Source organism: Lacticaseibacillus hulanensis (assembly GCF_004010095.1).
Classification (GTDB): domain Bacteria; phylum Bacillota; class Bacilli; order Lactobacillales; family Lactobacillaceae; genus Lacticaseibacillus; species Lacticaseibacillus hulanensis.
On sequence record NZ_RRYD01000019.1, the window covers coordinates 21,665 to 37,871 of the forward strand.

The window sequence follows — 16,207 nt, forward strand, 5'->3', positions numbered from 1 at the left end:
ATTCCGTTGGGAGGAATTTTACAATGAAACTATGGAAGAAGATTGCTCTGAGCAGCAGTTCAATCATCGCAGTAGCATTGCTTGCGGCTTGTGGCAACAGTTCTAGCTCTTCAGACACCAAGACCGACACGGAGAAAGTATCCGGGAACGTCAAATTGTGGGTCGACACAACTCAGGTATCCTACTACAAGAAGATTGCCAAGAACTTCAACAAGAAGTATCCAGACGTGAAGGTTAAGGTTACCCAGAGTCCAAACGGCTCGGCGAACGCGAAGACCGACGTCGCAAAGGACCCAGCTAAGGCTGCCGACGTGTTTGAAGTGCCAAATGATCAGCTCGGTGCCATGGCTAACCAGGGTTACATCAACCCGCTTTCACCAGACGCAACCAAGGCTGTGAAGAAGAACAACGCCGCCGTTTCCGCCAAGGGTGTGGAATGGAAGAACAAGCTTTACGGCTACCCATTCGCGGAGCAGGCCCAGACGCTTTACTACAACAAGTCCAAGCTCTCTGCTGAAGACGTTAAGGATTGGGACACACTCACCTCTAAGGGTGTCATTGCGACGGACTTCACCGTTCCTTACAACTTCTACCCAATTTTCCTCTCTGCCGGGACCTACCTCTACGGTAAGGATGGCGAAACGTTGAAGGGCACGAACGTTAACAACCAAAAGGGCGTCAACGCGATGACCTGGTACGCTCAGCAAAAGCACAACAAGGGTGTCATGCAGACGTCCAACGCACTCAACCAACTCAAGTCCGGTAACGCAACGGCCATCCTCGACGGCCCTTGGGACACCGCCAACATCAAGAAGGTTCTGGGCAAGAACTTCGGGGTTGCACCTTACCCAACGATTACCATCGGCGGCAAGAAGGCCCAGATGCAGGCATTCCTTGGGATTGAAGCCTTTGCGGTTAACTCCCACACGGACACCAAGAACCAGAAGGCAGCCGCAACACTGGCTCAGTTCATCACCAACAAGCAGTCTCAGCTGATTGTTTACAAGAACTCCGGCCAGATCCCAGTTGATAAGGCAGCACAGAAGAGTTCCGTTGTTGCAAGCGACGAAGCGGCACAGGCGGTCATGACCATGGCTAAGCCAGGTAACTCCACCGTTATGCCAAAGATGTCCCAGATGGCAACATTCTGGAACCTGGCAACACCACTCATCAACGGTGCTTACACTGGTTCCATCAAGGCTAGTCAGTACCCTGCTAAGCTGCAGACGTTCTATGACGGGATTTCTAAGGCTAACTAGCATTGATTGTTTGAAGTTAGGCGGATTTCACCGCTAAGAAAAAAGCTTTGAGCCGGCGGGATTGCCGCTGGTTGTTGCTGAGGAAGGAGAAGCTATGTTTCAACGTAAGAAGAAGTTGCCGCAAGCGGCGACGTATAAGGAAGTGTGGCAGCGCGGTGACACAGCCACCAAGCTATCCTTCCTCATCATGGGCCTGGCGCAACTGAAGAATAAGCAGTGGGTCAAGGGCTTTGGGTTCCTGATTACCGAGGTTGTCTTCATTCTGTGGATGGCATTCAGCGGCGTAAGTACGCTGAGTATGCTGACCAATCTGGGGACAATCAAGCACAAAAAGGTTGTTTACGACGCGACGCAAGGGGTCTATCTGACCAAGATGCCAGATAACTCGGTTGTTATCCTGTTGTTCGGGGTGCTGGCGGTCATTCTGGTCATTGCCATGATTGGCCTGTACGTTGCGAACCTCAAATCAGTCCGGAACCTGTACGTCTTGCACCGTGATGGGGAACACATTCCAAGTAATGGTGAGGAATTAAAATCGCTGCTCGATCAGCGACTGCACGTAACGCTGCTTGCCATTCCAATTATTGGGATTGTTGCCTTCACGATTCTGCCAACCGTCTACATGATCTCGATGGCGTTCACGAACTATGATGCCAAGCACTCGATTGGGTTTTCTTGGACCGGTTTTAAGGCGTTTGGTAATGTGCTCACCGGGGACTTAGCCGGGACCTTCTTCCCCGTATTGGGGTGGACCTTGGTCTGGGCGGTTTGCGCCACGGCCACCACGTTTTTCTTCGGTGTCCTGCTGGCAATGCTGATTGAATCAAAGGGGATTAAGCACAAGGGCTTCTGGCGGACGATCTTCGTGATTGTCTACGCGGTACCACAGTTCATCTCCCTACTCATGATGGCGCAGTTCCTGGACCTGCAGGGGCCGCTGAACACGTTGCTCCTCAACTGGGGCTGGATTAGCCACCCGATTAACTTCATCAGTGCGTCGGCGAACCCGCTGGTTGCACGGATTACCGTTATTGTCGTGAACATGTGGATTGGGATTCCGGTTTCCATGCTGGTTTCCACGGCGATTATTCAGAACCTGCCGCAGGATCAAATTGAAGCGGCGCGGATGGATGGTGCGAATGCCTTTCAAGTGTTCAAATCAATTACCTTCCCGCAAATTCTCTTCGTGATGGCACCGGCGCTGATTCAACAGTTCATTGGGAATATCAATAACTTCAACGTTATCTACCTACTGACCGGTGGTTACCCGATGAACAACAACTACAATGGTGCTGGTGATACGGATTTGCTGGTAACCTGGCTGTACAACTTGGTCTTCGGGCAAACGCAGCGGTACAACGCTTCAGCGGTCTTGGGGATTCTCATCTTCATTATTTCCGCGACCGTTTCGTTGATAGCATACCGGCGGACCAACGCGTTTAAGGAGGGTTAGCTTTGAAATCATACAAAGAGCAGCGGCGCATTTCACTGATTCTGCGTTACACCTTGCTGGCTTTGCTTGCCATCGTTTGGATTTTTCCAATCATTTGGATCATCCTCGCCAGTTTCTCGTACAACGACACTGGGTTTGTTTCGACCATCTGGCCGGAAAAATTCACGCTGCAAAACTACATTGGGATTTTTACCAGTAAACAGTTTCCGTTCGTGCACTGGATGGCCAACACGTTCTTCGTTGCGGTAATCTCCGCCACGTTGTCGACGTTCGTCACCATCTGTGTGGCGTACGTGCTATCCCGCCTACGCTTCAGGTTGCGCAAACCGTTCCTGCAAATCGCACTGGTGCTGGGGATGTTCCCTGGCTTCATGTCCATGATTGCGCTGTATTACATTCTGAAGAGCTTCAATATGTTGAACCTCTTCGGACTGATTCTGGTGTACGTCGGCGGAGCGGGCCTCGGGTTCTACGTGGCCAAAGGGTTCTTCGACACGATTCCGCGGGCAATTGATGAGGCGGCGGAAATGGACGGCGCCACCAAGTGGCAGACGTTCATCCACATTGGGTTACCGATGTCACGGCCAATCATCGTGTACACGGCGCTCATGGCGTTCATCGCCCCATGGATTGATTTCATCTTCTCTGGGATCATCCTGTCATCAAGTGGGAACTCGAAGAATTACACCATCGCGTACGGGCTGTACAACATGGTGCACACCACCAAGGGGACCTCGACCTTGTACTTCACCCAGTTCATCGCGGGTTGTGTCATCATCGCGATTCCAATCACAATTCTCTTTGTCATCATGCAGAAGTTCTACGTAAATGGAATTACTGCCGGTGCCGATAAGGGATAGGCGAGAGGGGGCAACTACTGCACGTAAAAAGTGTGGTAGCTGCTCTTTTTTGCTTGCCGATAGAAAAACGCTAGCGGCGGATAAGATAACCGATTAAAAACTACGGTTACGCATTTTTCATTTGATAAGTATTTGCGTTCGGGTGATTGCAGGCTCTATAAAAACGCTTTAATAACAACTTATGTTTATGATAAACTAGAGGGTGCGGTTCACCGCTTAATTGAACATAACAAACAGGAGGAACCCGGCTTGGTCACGCTATCTGATGTTGCAAAAAAAGCAAATGTTTCCAAAATGACAGTCTCACGCGTCATTAACCATCCAGAACAGGTGACGGATGAGCTGCGCCAGTTGGTGCAGGATGCGATGGCGTCTCTTCAGTACCGACCGAATTCCGCGGCAAAGGCACTCGCAAACAACCGCACCAATGTGATCAAAGTGGTGATTCTTGAGGATGTCGAGGTAACTGAGCCCTACTACATGAACTTGTTGTTCGGTATTGCTAAGGGCCTGGATCGCCAGCAGTACGCGCTCCAGCTCGTTACCGACCGGAGTCACCTGACTGCGGGTAATCCGGACGGGTACATCGTCACGGGGGCGCGGAACAACGATATTCAGCTTCTGGATCAACTCACCGAACCGGTCGTTGTCTTTGGTGAGAACCGGTATGGTTATGATTTCATTGACACTGATAACAAGCTGGGCATCCAGAAGGCGACTGAGTTTGCCATTGCGAAGAATTATCAGTCGATTATCTTCATTGGCATTGACGTGAAGGAGCCGTTCGAATATTCACGCGAGGCGGGCTACATCAACACCCTGCAGAAGAATAAGATGCTGCCGCGCATCCACCGAATGGGGAATCACTCGCACTTGTCCCAAAAGTTCATCAATAGTCACTGGCACGAGTTTGCGCGCAACACGATTTTTATTTGTGCCAGCGACCGGCTAGCCGTGGGGGTTGTGCGGGCAATCCTCCAAAATGGCGGTGACATCCCGAAGGACTTTGGCGTCATCGGTTTTGACGGCGTCTTGCTGGACCAGGTTAGCAACCCGCAGCTGACGACGGTGCGCCAGCCAATCATGCAACTGGGTGAACTACTTGCGCGCATGCTGCTGCAAAAGATCGCCCAGTCAGGCGCGCAGCAGGGGGAAACGATGGTCACACCGGAACTTGTTGTGCGCGACACAACCAGAAAATGAGCTTTACCAATTAGGACGCGTCTTTTGGCGGGCCCTTTTTGATTAGCGCAAGCCATTTAGAACGCGTTGAGCAAAGATGCGACGCTTGCGCAGAGGACGGCAAAGGTGAGGTGCGGGATGAAGGCAATGACGGGTGATTTCTGCAAGAGCGCGTGAATGATGCCCGTGGTGCACGCTAGCAGCAGGGCCAGGAGGGCGGGTATGATTCCCATAATACTGACGGTGCCGGTCAGGACAATAACGTCCGCGCTGCCCAGGCCGCGGGTCACAAGGGCAAAGAGCGCAAGACAAAGCGCCAAAATCACAGCGGCAAGTGTCTGCTTGGGTGCGTACACGTAACTAAAGGCGAGCATGCACACCAGCCACGTATCGGTAAGGGCGGCGGGGACGCTCCGGGTGCGCCAGTCGCTACTGGCCATCAATATTAGACCGACATAAAAGATGACGTACCAAACAATCATTAACGCTTCTCCTCACTTGCTATTTTGTGACCAGCTCGCTATAATCTTTCCGTGCTCATTTAAAGATTACGCAAGAAAACGGCGCGAACAGCACTAGGATTTGCAGTTTTATGAAAATAAACCCATTTGCAATGATTCTTTTGCATAATCCGTGTTGACAGTGCGCGCTCAACCCTTGTATACTAGCAAAGGTGCTTTTTTCCAGTATATTCGGCTAGTCCGACGCGCTGGTTCATCGTTGCCTCGCGTCGTCAACCTGTTGTTGGCGGCAACTGGCGGGCACCGAACCTAGATGCCGCCGGGCCGGCAAATTTTTTCGCACAAAAATGAACCGCCTGGATGTGTGGACTTAAAATAGCACATAATTTGAAAGGAGGAACCTTTGAATGCCAACCATTAACCAATTGGTACGCTCAGGTCGTAAGTCTCAGACAACCAAGTCCAACTCTCCTGCGTTGAACTTCGGTTACAACAGTAAGAACAAAGCCCTCACCAACACACCAGCTCCTCAGAAGCGCGGTGTTGCTACTCGTGTGGGGACCATGACACCAAAGAAGCCTAACTCCGCTCTGCGGAAGTACGCTCGTGTCCGTCTTTCTAACCTGATTGAAGTTACTGCCTACATTCCTGGTATCGGTCACAACCTGCAAGAACACTCTGTTGTTCTTATCCGTGGGGGCCGTGTTAAGGATTTGCCTGGGGTACGTTATCACATCATCCGTGGTGCGCTTGATACAGCCGGCGTTGACGGCCGTATGCAGAGCCGTTCTAAGTACGGTGCAAAGCGCCCTAAGGCTAAGAAGTAATTCGTTTCAACAAAATAAAATTTTCCCCTAGAATGGGGCAATAACTAGGAGGCTATCAGGATGCCACGTAAAGGCAATGTTACAAAGCGAGATGTCCTGCCTGACCCAATTTACAATTCTAAATTGGTAAGTCGCTTAATCAACCACTTGATGGTTGATGGTAAGCGCGGTAAGGCTTCAACCATTATTTACGATGCATTTGACATCATTAAGACCCAAACCGGTAACGACCCAGTCGAAGTTTTCGAGGAAGCTATGAAGAACATCATGCCTGTCCTTGAAGTTAAGGCTCGCCGTATCGGTGGTTCTAACTACCAGGTTCCTATCGAAGTTCGCCCAGATCGTCGTACGACGCTCGGCCTTCGTTGGTTGACCCAGTACTCCCGTCAGCGCGGTGAACACACCATGGACGAACGTCTTGCACGTGAAATCATGGATGCTGCCAACAACACGGGTGCTGCAGTTAAGAAGCGTGAAGACACGCACAAGATGGCAGAAGCAAACCGGGCTTTCGCTCACTATCGTTGGTAAGAAATTGGGCTATTATATGCGGGTCATATCGTCATATAGTAGCCTTTTTCTTCAGTTTGAACCAAAAATTACAATTAACTATTCAATTTAAATTGAGAGGAGCAAATATTTCACATGGCTAACAAGCGTGAATTCCCACTTGAAAAAACCCGGAACATCGGGATCATGGCCCACATTGATGCGGGTAAGACCACGACGACCGAGCGTATCCTGTACTACACGGGTAAGATCCACAAGATTGGTGAAACCCATGATGGTGCTTCCCAGATGGACTGGATGGCCCAGGAACAGGAACGTGGGATTACCATCACTTCTGCTGCCACTACGGCCGTTTGGAAGGGCCACCGTGTCAACATCATCGATACCCCAGGACACGTTGACTTCACTATCGAAGTTGAACGTTCCCTCCGTGTCCTTGACGGTGCGGTAGCCGTTCTTGATGCCCAGGCCGGTGTTGAACCACAGACCGAAAACGTTTGGCGTCAGGCTACTACCTACAGTGTTCCCCGGATTGTTTTCGTTAACAAGATGGACAAAATCGGTGCTGACTTCAAGTTCTCCGTTAACTCCATCCACGACCGCTTGGGTGCAAACGCCCACGCCGTTCAGCTGCCAATCGGTGCTGAAGACAACTTCGAAGGTATCATTGACCTGCTCACCATGAAGGCTGACCTTTATGATGAAGACGATCTTGGTACCGAATGGGACACCGTTGAAATTCCAGAAGATTACCGTGCAGAAGCAGAAGCTGCCCGTGCTGAACTCGTTGAAGCCGTAGCTGACGTGGACGACGATATCATGGACAAGTACCTTGAAGGCGAAGAAATCTCCGTCGACGAACTCAAGGCTGCTATCCGTAAGGCAACCATCAACCTGGAATTCTTCCCAGTGTTTGCTGGTTCCGCCTTCAAGAACAAGGGTGTTCAGATGATGCTTGACGGTGTCGTTGACTACCTGCCAAGCCCACTGGACGTTCGTCCTTACAAGGCAACCAACCCTGACACTGACGAAGAAGTTGAACTCATCGCCGGCGATGACAAGCCATTCGCTGCCCTTGCGTTCAAGATTGCCACCGACCCATTTGTTGGTCGTCTGACCTTCATCCGTGTTTACACTGGTACCCTTGAATCTGGTTCTTACGTTCAGAACACGACCAAGGGCGTTCGTGAACGTGTTGGTCGTCTGCTGCAAATGCACAGTAACCACCGTCAGGAAATTCCAGAAGTATTCTCCGGGGATATTGCTGCCGTTATCGGTTTGAAGAACACCACCACTGGTGACTCCCTGACCGATAAGGACCACCCTCTGGTACTTGAATCTATGGAAATCCCAGAACCAGTTATCCAGGTTTCCGTTGAACCTAAGTCTAAGGAAGACCGGGACAAGCTCGACGTTGCTATCCAGAAGCTCGCCGAAGAAGACCCAACTTTCCGTGCTGAAACCAACCCTGAAACGGGTGAAACCTTGATCGCCGGGATGGGTGAACTTCACCTTGACATCATGGTTGACCGTATGCGTCGTGAATTCAACGTTGACGCGCAGATCGGTGCCCCTCAGGTTGCTTACCGTGAAACCTTCACCAAGACTGCTAGCGCACAAGGTAAGTTTGTTCGCCAGTCTGGTGGTAAAGGTCAATATGGTGACGTTTGGGTTGAATTTACCCCTAACGAAGAAGGTAAGGGCTTCGAATTCGAAGACGCTATCGTCGGTGGTGTTGTTCCTCGTGAATACATCCCATCCGTTGAACAGGGTCTGAAGGAATCGATGGCTAACGGTGTTCTTGCCGGTTACCCTCTGATTGACGTTAAGGCTAAGCTCTACGATGGTAGCTACCACGAAGTCGACTCCTCTGAAGCCGCATTTAAGGTTGCTGCATCCATGGCACTTAAGAACGCTGCTAAGGCTGCTGGTGCCGTGATCCTTGAACCTATCATGAAGGTTGAAGTTGTTGCTCCTGAAGAAAACTTTGGGGACATCATGGGTCAGGTTACCGCACGTCGCGGACGCGTTGAAGGTATGGAAGCTCGTGGGAACGCCCAGGTTGTTAACGCCATGGTCCCACTTGCCGAAATGTTCGGTTACGCTACTACACTTCGTTCTGCTACTCAGGGCCGTGGTACTTTCACCATGACCTTTGACCACTACGAAGCTGTGCCTAAGTCCATTCAAGAAGAAATCATCAAGAAGAACGGCGGCCAGTAATACAAAAACGGCCCGCTCTGCAAACACGATTGTGCTTGCGGGGCGGGCCGTTTTTTGTACTTGGTGGAGCAGCGCACATTGCCGTAATCGGTTAGTGCCGCTTACGTGCACCGCTTTGCTTGATAACCTCGCTGAATGCCAGTGCGTTCTTCTTGCTGATGTAGTACGTCCGGTTCCCAGTTTCGGTCCGGGCGAGGGGCGCCTTGCCGGTGTAGTTCAGCAGCTCGTTTAGGTCAGCGGCGTTCAGGTTTTTATCATCAGCTAGCGCCCACATCTGATCGAGTGCCGCGTTAACCTGCTTCTCATACTGGGTGAGGTAATACATCACGACTAGGTACAGCGCAAGGATGAGGATGGCGAGCCACCACCATGGCGAAATCATCGCGCTAATGACGATGGCAATAAGTGTCACGGCATTGAAGATGTTAATTAGATTGTGTGCAAGTTGAACACGCATGTAATGACCTCCATTTATGTATTTTGATTCCAGTATACACTAGTTGTAGACGCAAAAAGGGGACAAAAGAAGCGCGCGTCACGCTCAACTTTTGTCCTCTCTTCAGACAGGTTAACTTAATGTAGTTACCGTAAATCGTCGTGGCCTTGCTGAAGCTGGTGTGCCTCTAGGTCATCCAGTACTTTGACAATCCGGCGAATATCGGTATTGCTGATGAAGTATTTGCGATTTTCCGGCCGGGTCATCGCTAGGTCGATGCTGCCCTGATACTTGGTGGCTGCACTCAAATCCGTCGCGGAAAGTCCGAGCGCATCGGCCCGTGCCCACATCTGGTCAAGCAACCGGCTCTTTTGTTTCATCGAGTAGGTGCCACCAAATGAGAGCACAATGACCAGCAGGATGGCGTTAATAGCGGAGTGCCGAACGCCGATGATGGTCATGGCAAACACGTAGATGAAAAAGAGCACCACGTTAAAGGTCCAACTGAGAATCTGTGCTTTGCGAACTGACATTGGTATTACCTTCCTTAATAGGCAAATTATACTCCACTAAGAGCGTTCGAGGCACGGGCAATATAATCCGCTACTTGCCGGACACCACCGTGGCCCCGAGCGTGTTCTTGAAGTGATCCAGTGACCATTTGGCACCATCTGGATTGAAGGTAGCACAGGCATCGGCGTGGATTGTGATGTCGTAACCTAGGTTGTACGCGTCAATGGCAGTGTGCAGGACACAGATGTCGGTGCAAACGCCAACGATGTGCACGGAAGTAATGCGGCGCTCACGGAGCCACTGATCTAATGGTGTGCCGGCGAAACTGGAGTAGCGGCGCTTGGGGAAAGCAAAAACGTTGCTGTCGTCATCGTGTGCTGCGTACCATTTTGCAAGCTGACCGTAATAGAGCCGGCCCCAGGTGTTTTCCTGATTGTGGGGCGGGAAGAGCTTGGTCTCTGGGTGGTAGGGGTCACCGGCAACGTGGATATCGGTTGGCAGGAAGACAAAGTCACCGCGGGCGGCGAACTCGGTTGCCAGCTCCGTGATGCGGGTGTCGACTTCTTGCGCGGGTTTTCCGGCCGTTAGTGCGCCTTTATCCGCGACAAAATCGTTCGTATAGTCTACAATAATCAATGCTTCAGCCATAATTTGAGCTCCTTTGGCGACTTGCCATTTTATATAGAAGAAACGTAGCAGCTTTCCGTTCAGTAAAACTAACATGTCGGCGAAAACTGTGTTATTTTTCCTATATCATACCTGTCTTGACAGATAAAATAAAGGCGGAATCGTTTTCGTGAAAGTGAAAATGGAAGCTAAATAAAAAAATTTGCACTTTAAGAAAAAAGTCTGCATAAAGCCCTTGTTATCGGCTTTTTTCTGCTGTATACTACTACAAGTGCTGATTACCAAGGGGCGCATTGCGCACCTTGATGCTTTGGCGCAGAGTAGCGTGGATGTGAGAGGTTGCGACACGCCCGGCCGCTTTGCCATGGCGGCGTGTTGGTAATTTTCACGGAGCTAGTCTACTAGTTCATAATAGACGAAGGAGGATACACAATTGGCAAAACAAAAGATTCGCATCCGGCTTAAGGCATACGAACACCGGATTCTTGATCAGTCTGCAGAAAAGATTGTCGAAACTGCTAAGCGCACTGGCGCCGCAGTTTCCGGCCCAATCCCTCTGCCAACCGAACGGACCCTGTACACGGTGCTACGTTCACCCCACAAGTACAAGGATTCTCGGGAACAGTTCGAAATGCGCACACACAAGCGCTTGATCGACATCGTTAACCCTACGCCAAAGACGGTTGATGCTCTTATGAAGCTCGACCTGCCAAGCGGCGTGGACATTGAGATCAAACTTTAATCTATAGGAAATTGGAGGTGTACCCATGTCTCGTAAAGGAATCTTAGGTAAAAAGGTCGGCATGACCCAGGTCTTTACCGCAAACGGCGAGCTCGTTCCAGTTACTGTCATTGACGTAACTCCTAACGTTGTTCTCCAGGTTAAGACCAATGAAACTGATGGCTACGAAGCCGTTCAGCTCGGGTTTGGCGACAAGCGTGAAGTTCTGACCAACAAGCCTGCCCAAGGGCACGCAAAGAAGGCGAACACCACCCCTAAGCGCTTCATTAAGGAACTCCGTGATGTAGCGCTTAGCGAATACGAAGTCGGTTCTGAAGTTAAGGCCGACACTTTCGCTGCTGGTGACATCGTGGATGTTACTGGGACAACGAAGGGTCACGGTTACCAGGGTAACATTAAGAAGGACGGCCAGTCCCGTGGACCTATGGCTCACGGTTCTCGTTACCACCGTCGTCCTGGTTCCCTCGGTGCAATTATTAACAAGGTGTTCAAGGGCAAGAAGCTCCCAGGTCGGATGGGTAACAAGACTGTTACCATGCAAAACCTCGAAGTTGTCTCCGCTGACCTCGAACACAACGTATTGCTCATTAAGGGTAACGTCCCTGGGGCAAACAAGTCTTTTGTTACCGTTCGGACCGCTGTTAAAGCGGCCAACAAATAATTACGAAGGGAGGACATTAACAGATGGCTAACGTTACTTTGTACAAGCAAGATGGCTCTGAAAACGGCACAGTTGAATTAAACGATGCAATTTTCGCTATCGAACCAAACGAGAACGTCGTATTTGATGCAATTCTGATGCAGCGTGCTTCTCTTCGTCAGGGTACCAGCAAGGTTAAGAACCGTCACGAAGTTTCTGGTGGTGGCCGCAAGCCATGGCGTCAGAAGGGTACTGGTCGTGCACGTCAGGGTTCTATCCGTTCCCCACAATGGCGTGGCGGTGGTATCGTCTTCGGACCTCACCCACGCAGCTACAGCTACAAGCTTCCTAAGAAGGTTCGCCGCTTGGCTCTCAAGTCCGTTCTTTCCGAAAAGGTTGCTGAAAGCGCACTGGTTGCAGTTGACGCATTTAGCTTCGACGCTCCTAAGACCAAGGACTTTGCTAAGTCCCTTAAGAGCTTGAACGCGGAAGGTAAGACATTGGTTGTTCTTGAAGCCGGCAACGACAACGCTGCTTTGGCTGCACGCAACCTGCCAAACGTTAAGGTAGTTGACGCAGAAGGGATTAACGTCCTGGACATCGTTAACGCAAAGAAGCTGGTTGTAACCCAAGCAGCTCTCCAAAAGATTGAGGAGGTGTTCGCATAATGGATGCACGCGACGTAATTCTTCGCCCAATCATTACCGAACAATCTACCGCTGAAATGGACAACCGCAAGTACACCTTTGAAGTTGCTCTTCACGCAGAAAAGACGGCCGTTCGCCGTGCTGTAGAAGACATCTTCGGTGTTAACGTCAAGAGCGTAAACATTGCGAATATTCGCGGTAAGAAGAAGCGCCAGGGTCGCTACGAAGGTATGACGCGCCGTCGTCGTAAGGCCGTAGTTACTCTGACTAAGGATTCTAAAGAAATCAAGATCTTTGAAGACTAGTTCTTTAAATTCTAAATAGGAGGTAAAAATCGTGGCGATTATTAAGTACAAACCAACCAGCAACGGTCGCCGGAACATGTCCGGTTCCGACTTTGCTGAAATCACCAAGAAGGCGCCTGAAAAGGCCCTGCTCGAAAGCCAGAGTCACACTGCCGGCCGTAACGCCCATGGGCACATTACGGTTCGTCACCGTGGCGGTGGTCACAAACAGTTCTACCGTGTGATTGATTTCAAGCGCATGAAGGATGACGCAACTGCTAAGGTTACGGCCATCGAATACGATCCAAACCGTACAGCGAACATTGCTTTGCTTACTTACGAAGATGGGGTTAAGACCTACATCCTCGCACCTAAGGGTCTCAAGGTAGGGGACAAGGTTGTTTCTGGTCCTGATTCAGATATCAAGCCTGGTAACGCATTGCCACTTGCAGACATCCCTGATGGTACCACGATCCACAACATCGAATTGAAGCCTGGTAAGGGTGGCCAGTTGGCACGTTCCGCTGGTGCATCTGCACAGCTGCTTGGTCACGACGGCAAGTACGTTACCGTTCGTCTTTCCTCCGGTGAAGTCCGGATGGTCCTTGCAGTTAACCGCGCAACCATCGGTGAAGTTGGTAACGCTGAACACGCACTTATCAACATTGGTAAGGCTGGTCGCAAGCGTTGGCTCGGATTCCGTCCTACCGTTCGTGGTTCTGTAATGAACCCTAACGATCACCCTCATGGTGGTGGTGAAGGTAAGGCTCCTATCGGTCGTCCAAGTCCACTCTCCCCATGGGGTAAGAAGACGCTTGGTAAGAAGACGCGCGATACTAAGGCTAAGTCCGAGAAGTTCATCGTTCGTCACCGTAAGCACAAATAAACCACTAACCATAGTTAAGGAGGTCACACAATGGGTCGCAGTCTTAAAAAAGGACCTTTTGCCGACGCTTCACTTCTCAAGAAGATTGATGCGCAGGCAGATAACGACAAGAAGACCGTCATCAAGACATGGTCACGTCGTTCAACCATTTTCCCTAGTTTCATCGGCTACACCATCGCAGTATACGATGGCCGTAAGCACGTCCCAGTTTTCGTTTCCGAAGACATGGTTGGCCACAAGCTGGGCGAATTCGTTCCAACTCGTACCTTCCGCGGGCACATCGTTGCCGATAAGAAAACTGCTAAGCGCTAGAAAGGAGCAATCAACACATGACTGAAACAATTACGTCTGCAACCGCTACGGCGAAGACGGTGCGGATTGCTGCTCGCAAAGTGCGCCTAGCAATCGACTTGATTCGTGGCCGGGGCGTTGATGAAGCCCTCGCCATTCTGGAATTCACCCCACGTGGTGCTTCACCAGAAATCGCAAAGGTATTGAAGAGTGCTATTGCTAACGCAGAACACAACTTCGACCTCGACAAGCAGAACCTGTACGTTAAGGAAGCTTTCGTTAACGAAGGCCCTACCCTCAAGCGGTTCCGTCCCCGTGCTAAGGGTTCTGCATCACCAATTAACAAGCGTACCAGTCACATCACAGTGACTGTTGCCGAAAAAGAAGCATAAGGAGGGATACACGTGGGTCACAAGATTAATCCAAATGGGTTCCGTGTGGGTGTCATCCGTGATTGGGAAGCTAAGTGGTATGCCGAAAAGGATTTCGCTACCTTCCTTCACGAAGACCTCAAGATCCGGAGCTTCATTAACAAAAAGCTTGCTGATGCGTCCGTTTCTACTATTGAAATCGAACGTGCCGCAAACAAAGTGAATGTTTCCATCCACACCGCAAAGCCAGGTATGGTTATTGGTAAGGGTGGTTCCGAAGTTGAAGCACTGCGCAAGCAGATCAACGCTTTGACCGGCAAGAACATTCACATCAACATTGTCGAAATTAAGAAACCAGATCTCGATGCCAAGCTTGTCGGTGAAAACATCGCTAGCCAGCTTGAACAGCGGATCGCTTTCCGTCGCGCAATGAAGCAGACCATGCAGCGTACCATGCGTGCAGGTGCCAAGGGTATCAAGACCCAGGTTTCCGGCCGTTTGAACGGTGCTGACATTTCCCGTCGCGAACACTACGCCGAAGGAACTGTTCCTCTGCACACTCTGCGTGCGGATATTGACTATTCTTGGCAGGAAGCTAAGACCACTTACGGCCAGCTGGGTGTAAAGACCTGGATCTACCGTGGTGAAATTCTTCCTGAAAAGAAATCTGCGAAGGGAGCGAAGTAACCGATGCTTGTACCAAAGCGTGTAAAGCACCGCCGCGAATTCCGTGGTAAGATGCGTGGTGCCGCTAAGGGCGGTAAAGAAGTAAGTTTCGGTGAATACGGTCTGCAGGCTTTGGAATCCTCTTGGATCTCCAACCGCCAGATTGAAGCAGCTCGTGTCGCCATGACCCGCTACATGAAGCGTGGTGGTAAGGTTTGGATCCGTATCTTCCCTCAGAAGTCCTACACCAGTAAGGGTGTTGGGGTTCGTATGGGTAATGGTAAGGGTGCACCAACCGGTTGGGTAGCTGTTGTTAAGCGTGAAAAGGTTATGTTCGAAGTTGCTGGTGTTCCAGCAGAAGTCGCACATGAAGCTTTGCGCCTTGCATCCAACAAACTCCCCATTCGTACGAAGATTCTTAAGCGCGAGGAAGTAGGTGGCGAATCTAATGAAGGCTAAAGAAATTACCGCATTGAGCGCTGCTGAAATGCTTGACAAAGAGAAGCAGTACAAAGAAGAGCTTTTCAATCTGCGTTTCCAGCAGGCAACGGGACAGCTTGAAAACACTGCTCGTTTGAAGCAGGTTAAGAAGAACATTGCCCGTATTAAGACGGTCCTGCGTCAGCAGGAACTGAACAAGTAGGAAAGGAGCCAATACCTTGGAAGAACGCAACAGTCGTAAAGTTTATCAGGGTCGCGTGGTTTCCGCCAAGATGGACAAAACCATCACCGTTGAGGTAAGTACAACTAAGACTCACCCAACGTATGGCAAGCGCGTTAAGTACTCCAAGAAGTACTACGCCCACGACGAAGAGAACGCAGCCAAAGTTGGCGACATCGTTCAAATCATGGAAACTCGTCCGCTGTCTAAGCAGAAGCGGTTCCGCTTGCTCAGCATCGTTGAGAAAGCCGTTATCATTTAACAGAATTTCGTAGCGAAAGGAGGACACTATAGTGATTCAACAAGAAAGTCGCCTCAAAGTGGCAGACAACTCCGGTGCACGCGAAATCCTCGTGATCAAGGTGCTCGGCGGTTCATTCCGCAAGACCGGTAACATCGGTGATGTCGTTGTGGCAACCGTTAAGCAGGCAACGCCAGGCGGTGTTGTCAAGAAGTCAGACGTAGTCAAGGCAGTTATTGTCCGCACCAAGTCTGGTAAGCGTCGTGCCGACGGTTCTTACATCAAGTTCGATGAAAACGCAGCAGTTATCATTAATGCTGACAAGTCGCCTAAGGGTACTCGTATCTTTGGCCCTGTCGCTCGTGAGCTGCGTGATAACGACTTCATGAAGATCGTTTCATTGGCACCCGAAGTTCTGTAATTTTCC

23 protein-coding genes are annotated in these 16,207 nt (G+C 50.6%); 19 read left to right on the forward strand and 4 right to left on the reverse strand.

Features of this window, described 5'->3' with window-relative positions; translation table 11 throughout:
* Nucleotides 1-23 precede the first annotated feature (23 nt).
* The 4 genes from EKN00_RS06180 (at nt 24) to EKN00_RS06195 (ending at nt 4,775) form a co-directional block, all read left to right on the forward strand.
* The gene (locus tag EKN00_RS06180) at nt 24-1,259 is read left to right on the forward strand and encodes an extracellular solute-binding protein (RefSeq protein ID WP_127849279.1); all 1,236 of its coding nucleotides are present in this window, start codon (nt 24-26) and stop codon (nt 1,257-1,259) included.
* A gap of 94 nt (nt 1,260-1,353) precedes the next feature.
* Nucleotides 1,354-2,712 carry a carbohydrate ABC transporter permease gene (locus EKN00_RS06185; protein WP_127849280.1) on the forward strand — a complete coding sequence of 453 codons (1,359 nt, stop codon included), beginning with the start codon at nt 1,354-1,356 and terminating at the stop codon, nt 2,710-2,712.
* Between the two features lie 2 nt (nt 2,713-2,714).
* Complete coding sequence (locus EKN00_RS06190) at nt 2,715-3,572, forward strand: sugar ABC transporter permease (protein WP_127849281.1); 858 nt, start codon at nt 2,715-2,717, stop codon at nt 3,570-3,572.
* A 249-nt stretch (nt 3,573-3,821) separates the two neighbouring features.
* Nucleotides 3,822-4,775 (forward strand): LacI family DNA-binding transcriptional regulator, encoded by a 954-nt coding sequence (locus EKN00_RS06195; RefSeq protein ID WP_127849282.1) that lies wholly within the window; start codon nt 3,822-3,824, stop codon nt 4,773-4,775.
* Between the two features lie 56 nt (nt 4,776-4,831).
* Here EKN00_RS06195 and EKN00_RS06200 read toward each other — a convergent pair whose 3' ends face one another.
* Nucleotides 4,832-5,236 (reverse strand): prepilin peptidase, encoded by a 405-nt coding sequence (locus EKN00_RS06200; RefSeq protein WP_127849283.1) that lies wholly within the window; start codon nt 5,234-5,236, stop codon nt 4,832-4,834.
* Nucleotides 5,237-5,622: 386 nt separating this feature from the next.
* Between EKN00_RS06200 and rpsL the strand changes: the two genes are divergently transcribed.
* The 3 genes from rpsL to fusA all read left to right on the forward strand — a co-directional run bounded on the left by rpsL (nt 5,623) and on the right by fusA (nt 8,775).
* On the forward strand, nt 5,623-6,042 hold the full coding sequence (rpsL, locus tag EKN00_RS06205) for a 30S ribosomal protein S12 (protein ID WP_054675435.1): 420 nt from the start codon (nt 5,623-5,625) through the stop codon (nt 6,040-6,042).
* Between the two features lie 60 nt (nt 6,043-6,102).
* On the forward strand, nt 6,103-6,573 hold the full coding sequence (gene rpsG / locus EKN00_RS06210) for a 30S ribosomal protein S7 (protein ID WP_127849284.1): 471 nt from the start codon (nt 6,103-6,105) through the stop codon (nt 6,571-6,573).
* Between the two features lie 114 nt (nt 6,574-6,687).
* Nucleotides 6,688-8,775 carry an elongation factor G gene (gene fusA, locus EKN00_RS06215; RefSeq protein WP_127849285.1) on the forward strand — a complete coding sequence of 696 codons (2,088 nt, stop codon included), beginning with the start codon at nt 6,688-6,690 and terminating at the stop codon, nt 8,773-8,775.
* 91 nt (nt 8,776-8,866) lie between these two features.
* Here the strand turns inward: fusA and EKN00_RS06220 are convergent, their stop codons facing one another.
* The 3 genes from EKN00_RS06220 to EKN00_RS06230 form a co-directional block, all read right to left on the reverse strand.
* Nucleotides 8,867-9,232 carry a hypothetical protein gene (locus EKN00_RS06220; protein WP_127849286.1) on the reverse strand — a complete coding sequence of 122 codons (366 nt, stop codon included), beginning with the start codon at nt 9,230-9,232 and terminating at the stop codon, nt 8,867-8,869.
* A 125-nt stretch (nt 9,233-9,357) separates the two neighbouring features.
* Nucleotides 9,358-9,744 (reverse strand): hypothetical protein, encoded by a 387-nt coding sequence (locus EKN00_RS06225; protein WP_127849287.1) that lies wholly within the window; start codon nt 9,742-9,744, stop codon nt 9,358-9,360.
* A gap of 70 nt (nt 9,745-9,814) precedes the next feature.
* Nucleotides 9,815-10,372: a cysteine hydrolase family protein gene (locus EKN00_RS06230; protein WP_127849288.1), complete on the reverse strand. Its 558-nt coding sequence runs from the start codon at nt 10,370-10,372 to the stop codon at nt 9,815-9,817.
* Between the two features lie 412 nt (nt 10,373-10,784).
* On the opposite strand from EKN00_RS06230, the gene rpsJ reads away from it, so the two are divergent.
* The 12 genes from rpsJ to rplN are packed head-to-tail and all read left to right on the forward strand — an operon-like array spanning nt 10,785 to nt 16,201.
* Nucleotides 10,785-11,093, forward strand: coding sequence for a 30S ribosomal protein S10 (gene rpsJ, locus EKN00_RS06235; protein WP_054675450.1), 309 nt, complete (start codon nt 10,785-10,787; stop codon nt 11,091-11,093).
* Nucleotides 11,094-11,118: 25 nt separating this feature from the next.
* Complete coding sequence (rplC, locus tag EKN00_RS06240; protein WP_127849289.1) at nt 11,119-11,754, forward strand: 50S ribosomal protein L3; 636 nt, start codon at nt 11,119-11,121, stop codon at nt 11,752-11,754.
* A gap of 23 nt (nt 11,755-11,777) precedes the next feature.
* On the forward strand, nt 11,778-12,401 hold the full coding sequence (rplD, locus tag EKN00_RS06245; RefSeq protein ID WP_127849290.1) for a 50S ribosomal protein L4: 624 nt from the start codon (nt 11,778-11,780) through the stop codon (nt 12,399-12,401).
* The gene (gene rplW, locus EKN00_RS06250; RefSeq protein WP_127849291.1) at nt 12,401-12,685 is read left to right on the forward strand and encodes a 50S ribosomal protein L23; all 285 of its coding nucleotides are present in this window, start codon (nt 12,401-12,403) and stop codon (nt 12,683-12,685) included. The genes rplD and rplW overlap by 1 nt, the downstream gene beginning before the upstream one ends.
* Nucleotides 12,686-12,716: 31 nt before the next feature.
* Entirely contained in the window at nt 12,717-13,550 is an 834-nt protein-coding gene (rplB, locus tag EKN00_RS06255) for a 50S ribosomal protein L2 (protein ID WP_127849292.1), read from the forward strand.
* A gap of 30 nt (nt 13,551-13,580) precedes the next feature.
* Nucleotides 13,581-13,862, forward strand: coding sequence for a 30S ribosomal protein S19 (gene rpsS / locus EKN00_RS06260; protein ID WP_127849293.1), 282 nt, complete (start codon nt 13,581-13,583; stop codon nt 13,860-13,862).
* 17 nt (nt 13,863-13,879) lie between these two features.
* The gene (rplV, locus tag EKN00_RS06265; protein WP_056976290.1) at nt 13,880-14,233 is read left to right on the forward strand and encodes a 50S ribosomal protein L22; all 354 of its coding nucleotides are present in this window, start codon (nt 13,880-13,882) and stop codon (nt 14,231-14,233) included.
* Nucleotides 14,234-14,245: 12 nt separating this feature from the next.
* Nucleotides 14,246-14,899 (forward strand): 30S ribosomal protein S3, encoded by a 654-nt coding sequence (rpsC, locus tag EKN00_RS06270; protein WP_127849294.1) that lies wholly within the window; start codon nt 14,246-14,248, stop codon nt 14,897-14,899.
* 3 nt (nt 14,900-14,902) lie between these two features.
* The gene (gene rplP / locus EKN00_RS06275) at nt 14,903-15,337 is read left to right on the forward strand and encodes a 50S ribosomal protein L16 (protein ID WP_127849295.1); all 435 of its coding nucleotides are present in this window, start codon (nt 14,903-14,905) and stop codon (nt 15,335-15,337) included.
* The gene (gene rpmC / locus EKN00_RS06280) at nt 15,327-15,521 is read left to right on the forward strand and encodes a 50S ribosomal protein L29 (RefSeq protein WP_054675477.1); all 195 of its coding nucleotides are present in this window, start codon (nt 15,327-15,329) and stop codon (nt 15,519-15,521) included. The genes rplP and rpmC overlap by 11 nt, the downstream gene beginning before the upstream one ends.
* Nucleotides 15,522-15,537: 16 nt before the next feature.
* Nucleotides 15,538-15,801 carry a 30S ribosomal protein S17 gene (rpsQ, locus tag EKN00_RS06285; protein WP_127849296.1) on the forward strand — a complete coding sequence of 88 codons (264 nt, stop codon included), beginning with the start codon at nt 15,538-15,540 and terminating at the stop codon, nt 15,799-15,801.
* A gap of 31 nt (nt 15,802-15,832) precedes the next feature.
* The gene (rplN, locus tag EKN00_RS06290; protein WP_127849297.1) at nt 15,833-16,201 is read left to right on the forward strand and encodes a 50S ribosomal protein L14; all 369 of its coding nucleotides are present in this window, start codon (nt 15,833-15,835) and stop codon (nt 16,199-16,201) included.
* Nucleotides 16,202-16,207 lie beyond the last annotated feature (6 nt).

Bases quoted from the DNA above. Each gene is read 5' to 3' on its own strand.
- EKN00_RS06180 (WP_127849279.1), top strand. From the start codon at position 24: ATGAAACTATGGAAGAAGATTGCTCTGAGCAGCAGTTCAATCATCGCA.
- rplW (WP_127849291.1), top strand. From the start codon at position 12,401: ATGGATGCACGCGACGTAATTCTTCGCCCAATCATTACCGAACAATCT.
- rpmC (WP_054675477.1), top strand. From the start codon at position 15,327: ATGAAGGCTAAAGAAATTACCGCATTGAGCGCTGCTGAAATGCTTGAC.
- fusA (WP_127849285.1), top strand. From the start codon at position 6,688: ATGGCTAACAAGCGTGAATTCCCACTTGAAAAAACCCGGAACATCGGG.
- EKN00_RS06185 (WP_127849280.1), top strand. From the start codon at position 1,354: ATGTTTCAACGTAAGAAGAAGTTGCCGCAAGCGGCGACGTATAAGGAA.
- rpsL (WP_054675435.1), top strand. From the start codon at position 5,623: ATGCCAACCATTAACCAATTGGTACGCTCAGGTCGTAAGTCTCAGACA.
- EKN00_RS06230 (WP_127849288.1), bottom strand. From the start codon at position 10,372: ATGGCTGAAGCATTGATTATTGTAGACTATACGAACGATTTTGTCGCG.
- rpsG (WP_127849284.1), top strand. From the start codon at position 6,103: ATGCCACGTAAAGGCAATGTTACAAAGCGAGATGTCCTGCCTGACCCA.
- rpsS (WP_127849293.1), top strand. From the start codon at position 13,581: ATGGGTCGCAGTCTTAAAAAAGGACCTTTTGCCGACGCTTCACTTCTC.
- rplV (WP_056976290.1), top strand. From the start codon at position 13,880: ATGACTGAAACAATTACGTCTGCAACCGCTACGGCGAAGACGGTGCGG.
- rplD (WP_127849290.1), top strand. From the start codon at position 11,778: ATGGCTAACGTTACTTTGTACAAGCAAGATGGCTCTGAAAACGGCACA.
- EKN00_RS06225 (WP_127849287.1), bottom strand. From the start codon at position 9,744: ATGTCAGTTCGCAAAGCACAGATTCTCAGTTGGACCTTTAACGTGGTG.
- EKN00_RS06200 (WP_127849283.1), bottom strand. From the start codon at position 5,236: ATGATTGTTTGGTACGTCATCTTTTATGTCGGTCTAATATTGATGGCC.
- rplP (WP_127849295.1), top strand. From the start codon at position 14,903: ATGCTTGTACCAAAGCGTGTAAAGCACCGCCGCGAATTCCGTGGTAAG.
- EKN00_RS06220 (WP_127849286.1), bottom strand. From the start codon at position 9,232: ATGCGTGTTCAACTTGCACACAATCTAATTAACATCTTCAATGCCGTG.
- rplC (WP_127849289.1), top strand. From the start codon at position 11,119: ATGTCTCGTAAAGGAATCTTAGGTAAAAAGGTCGGCATGACCCAGGTC.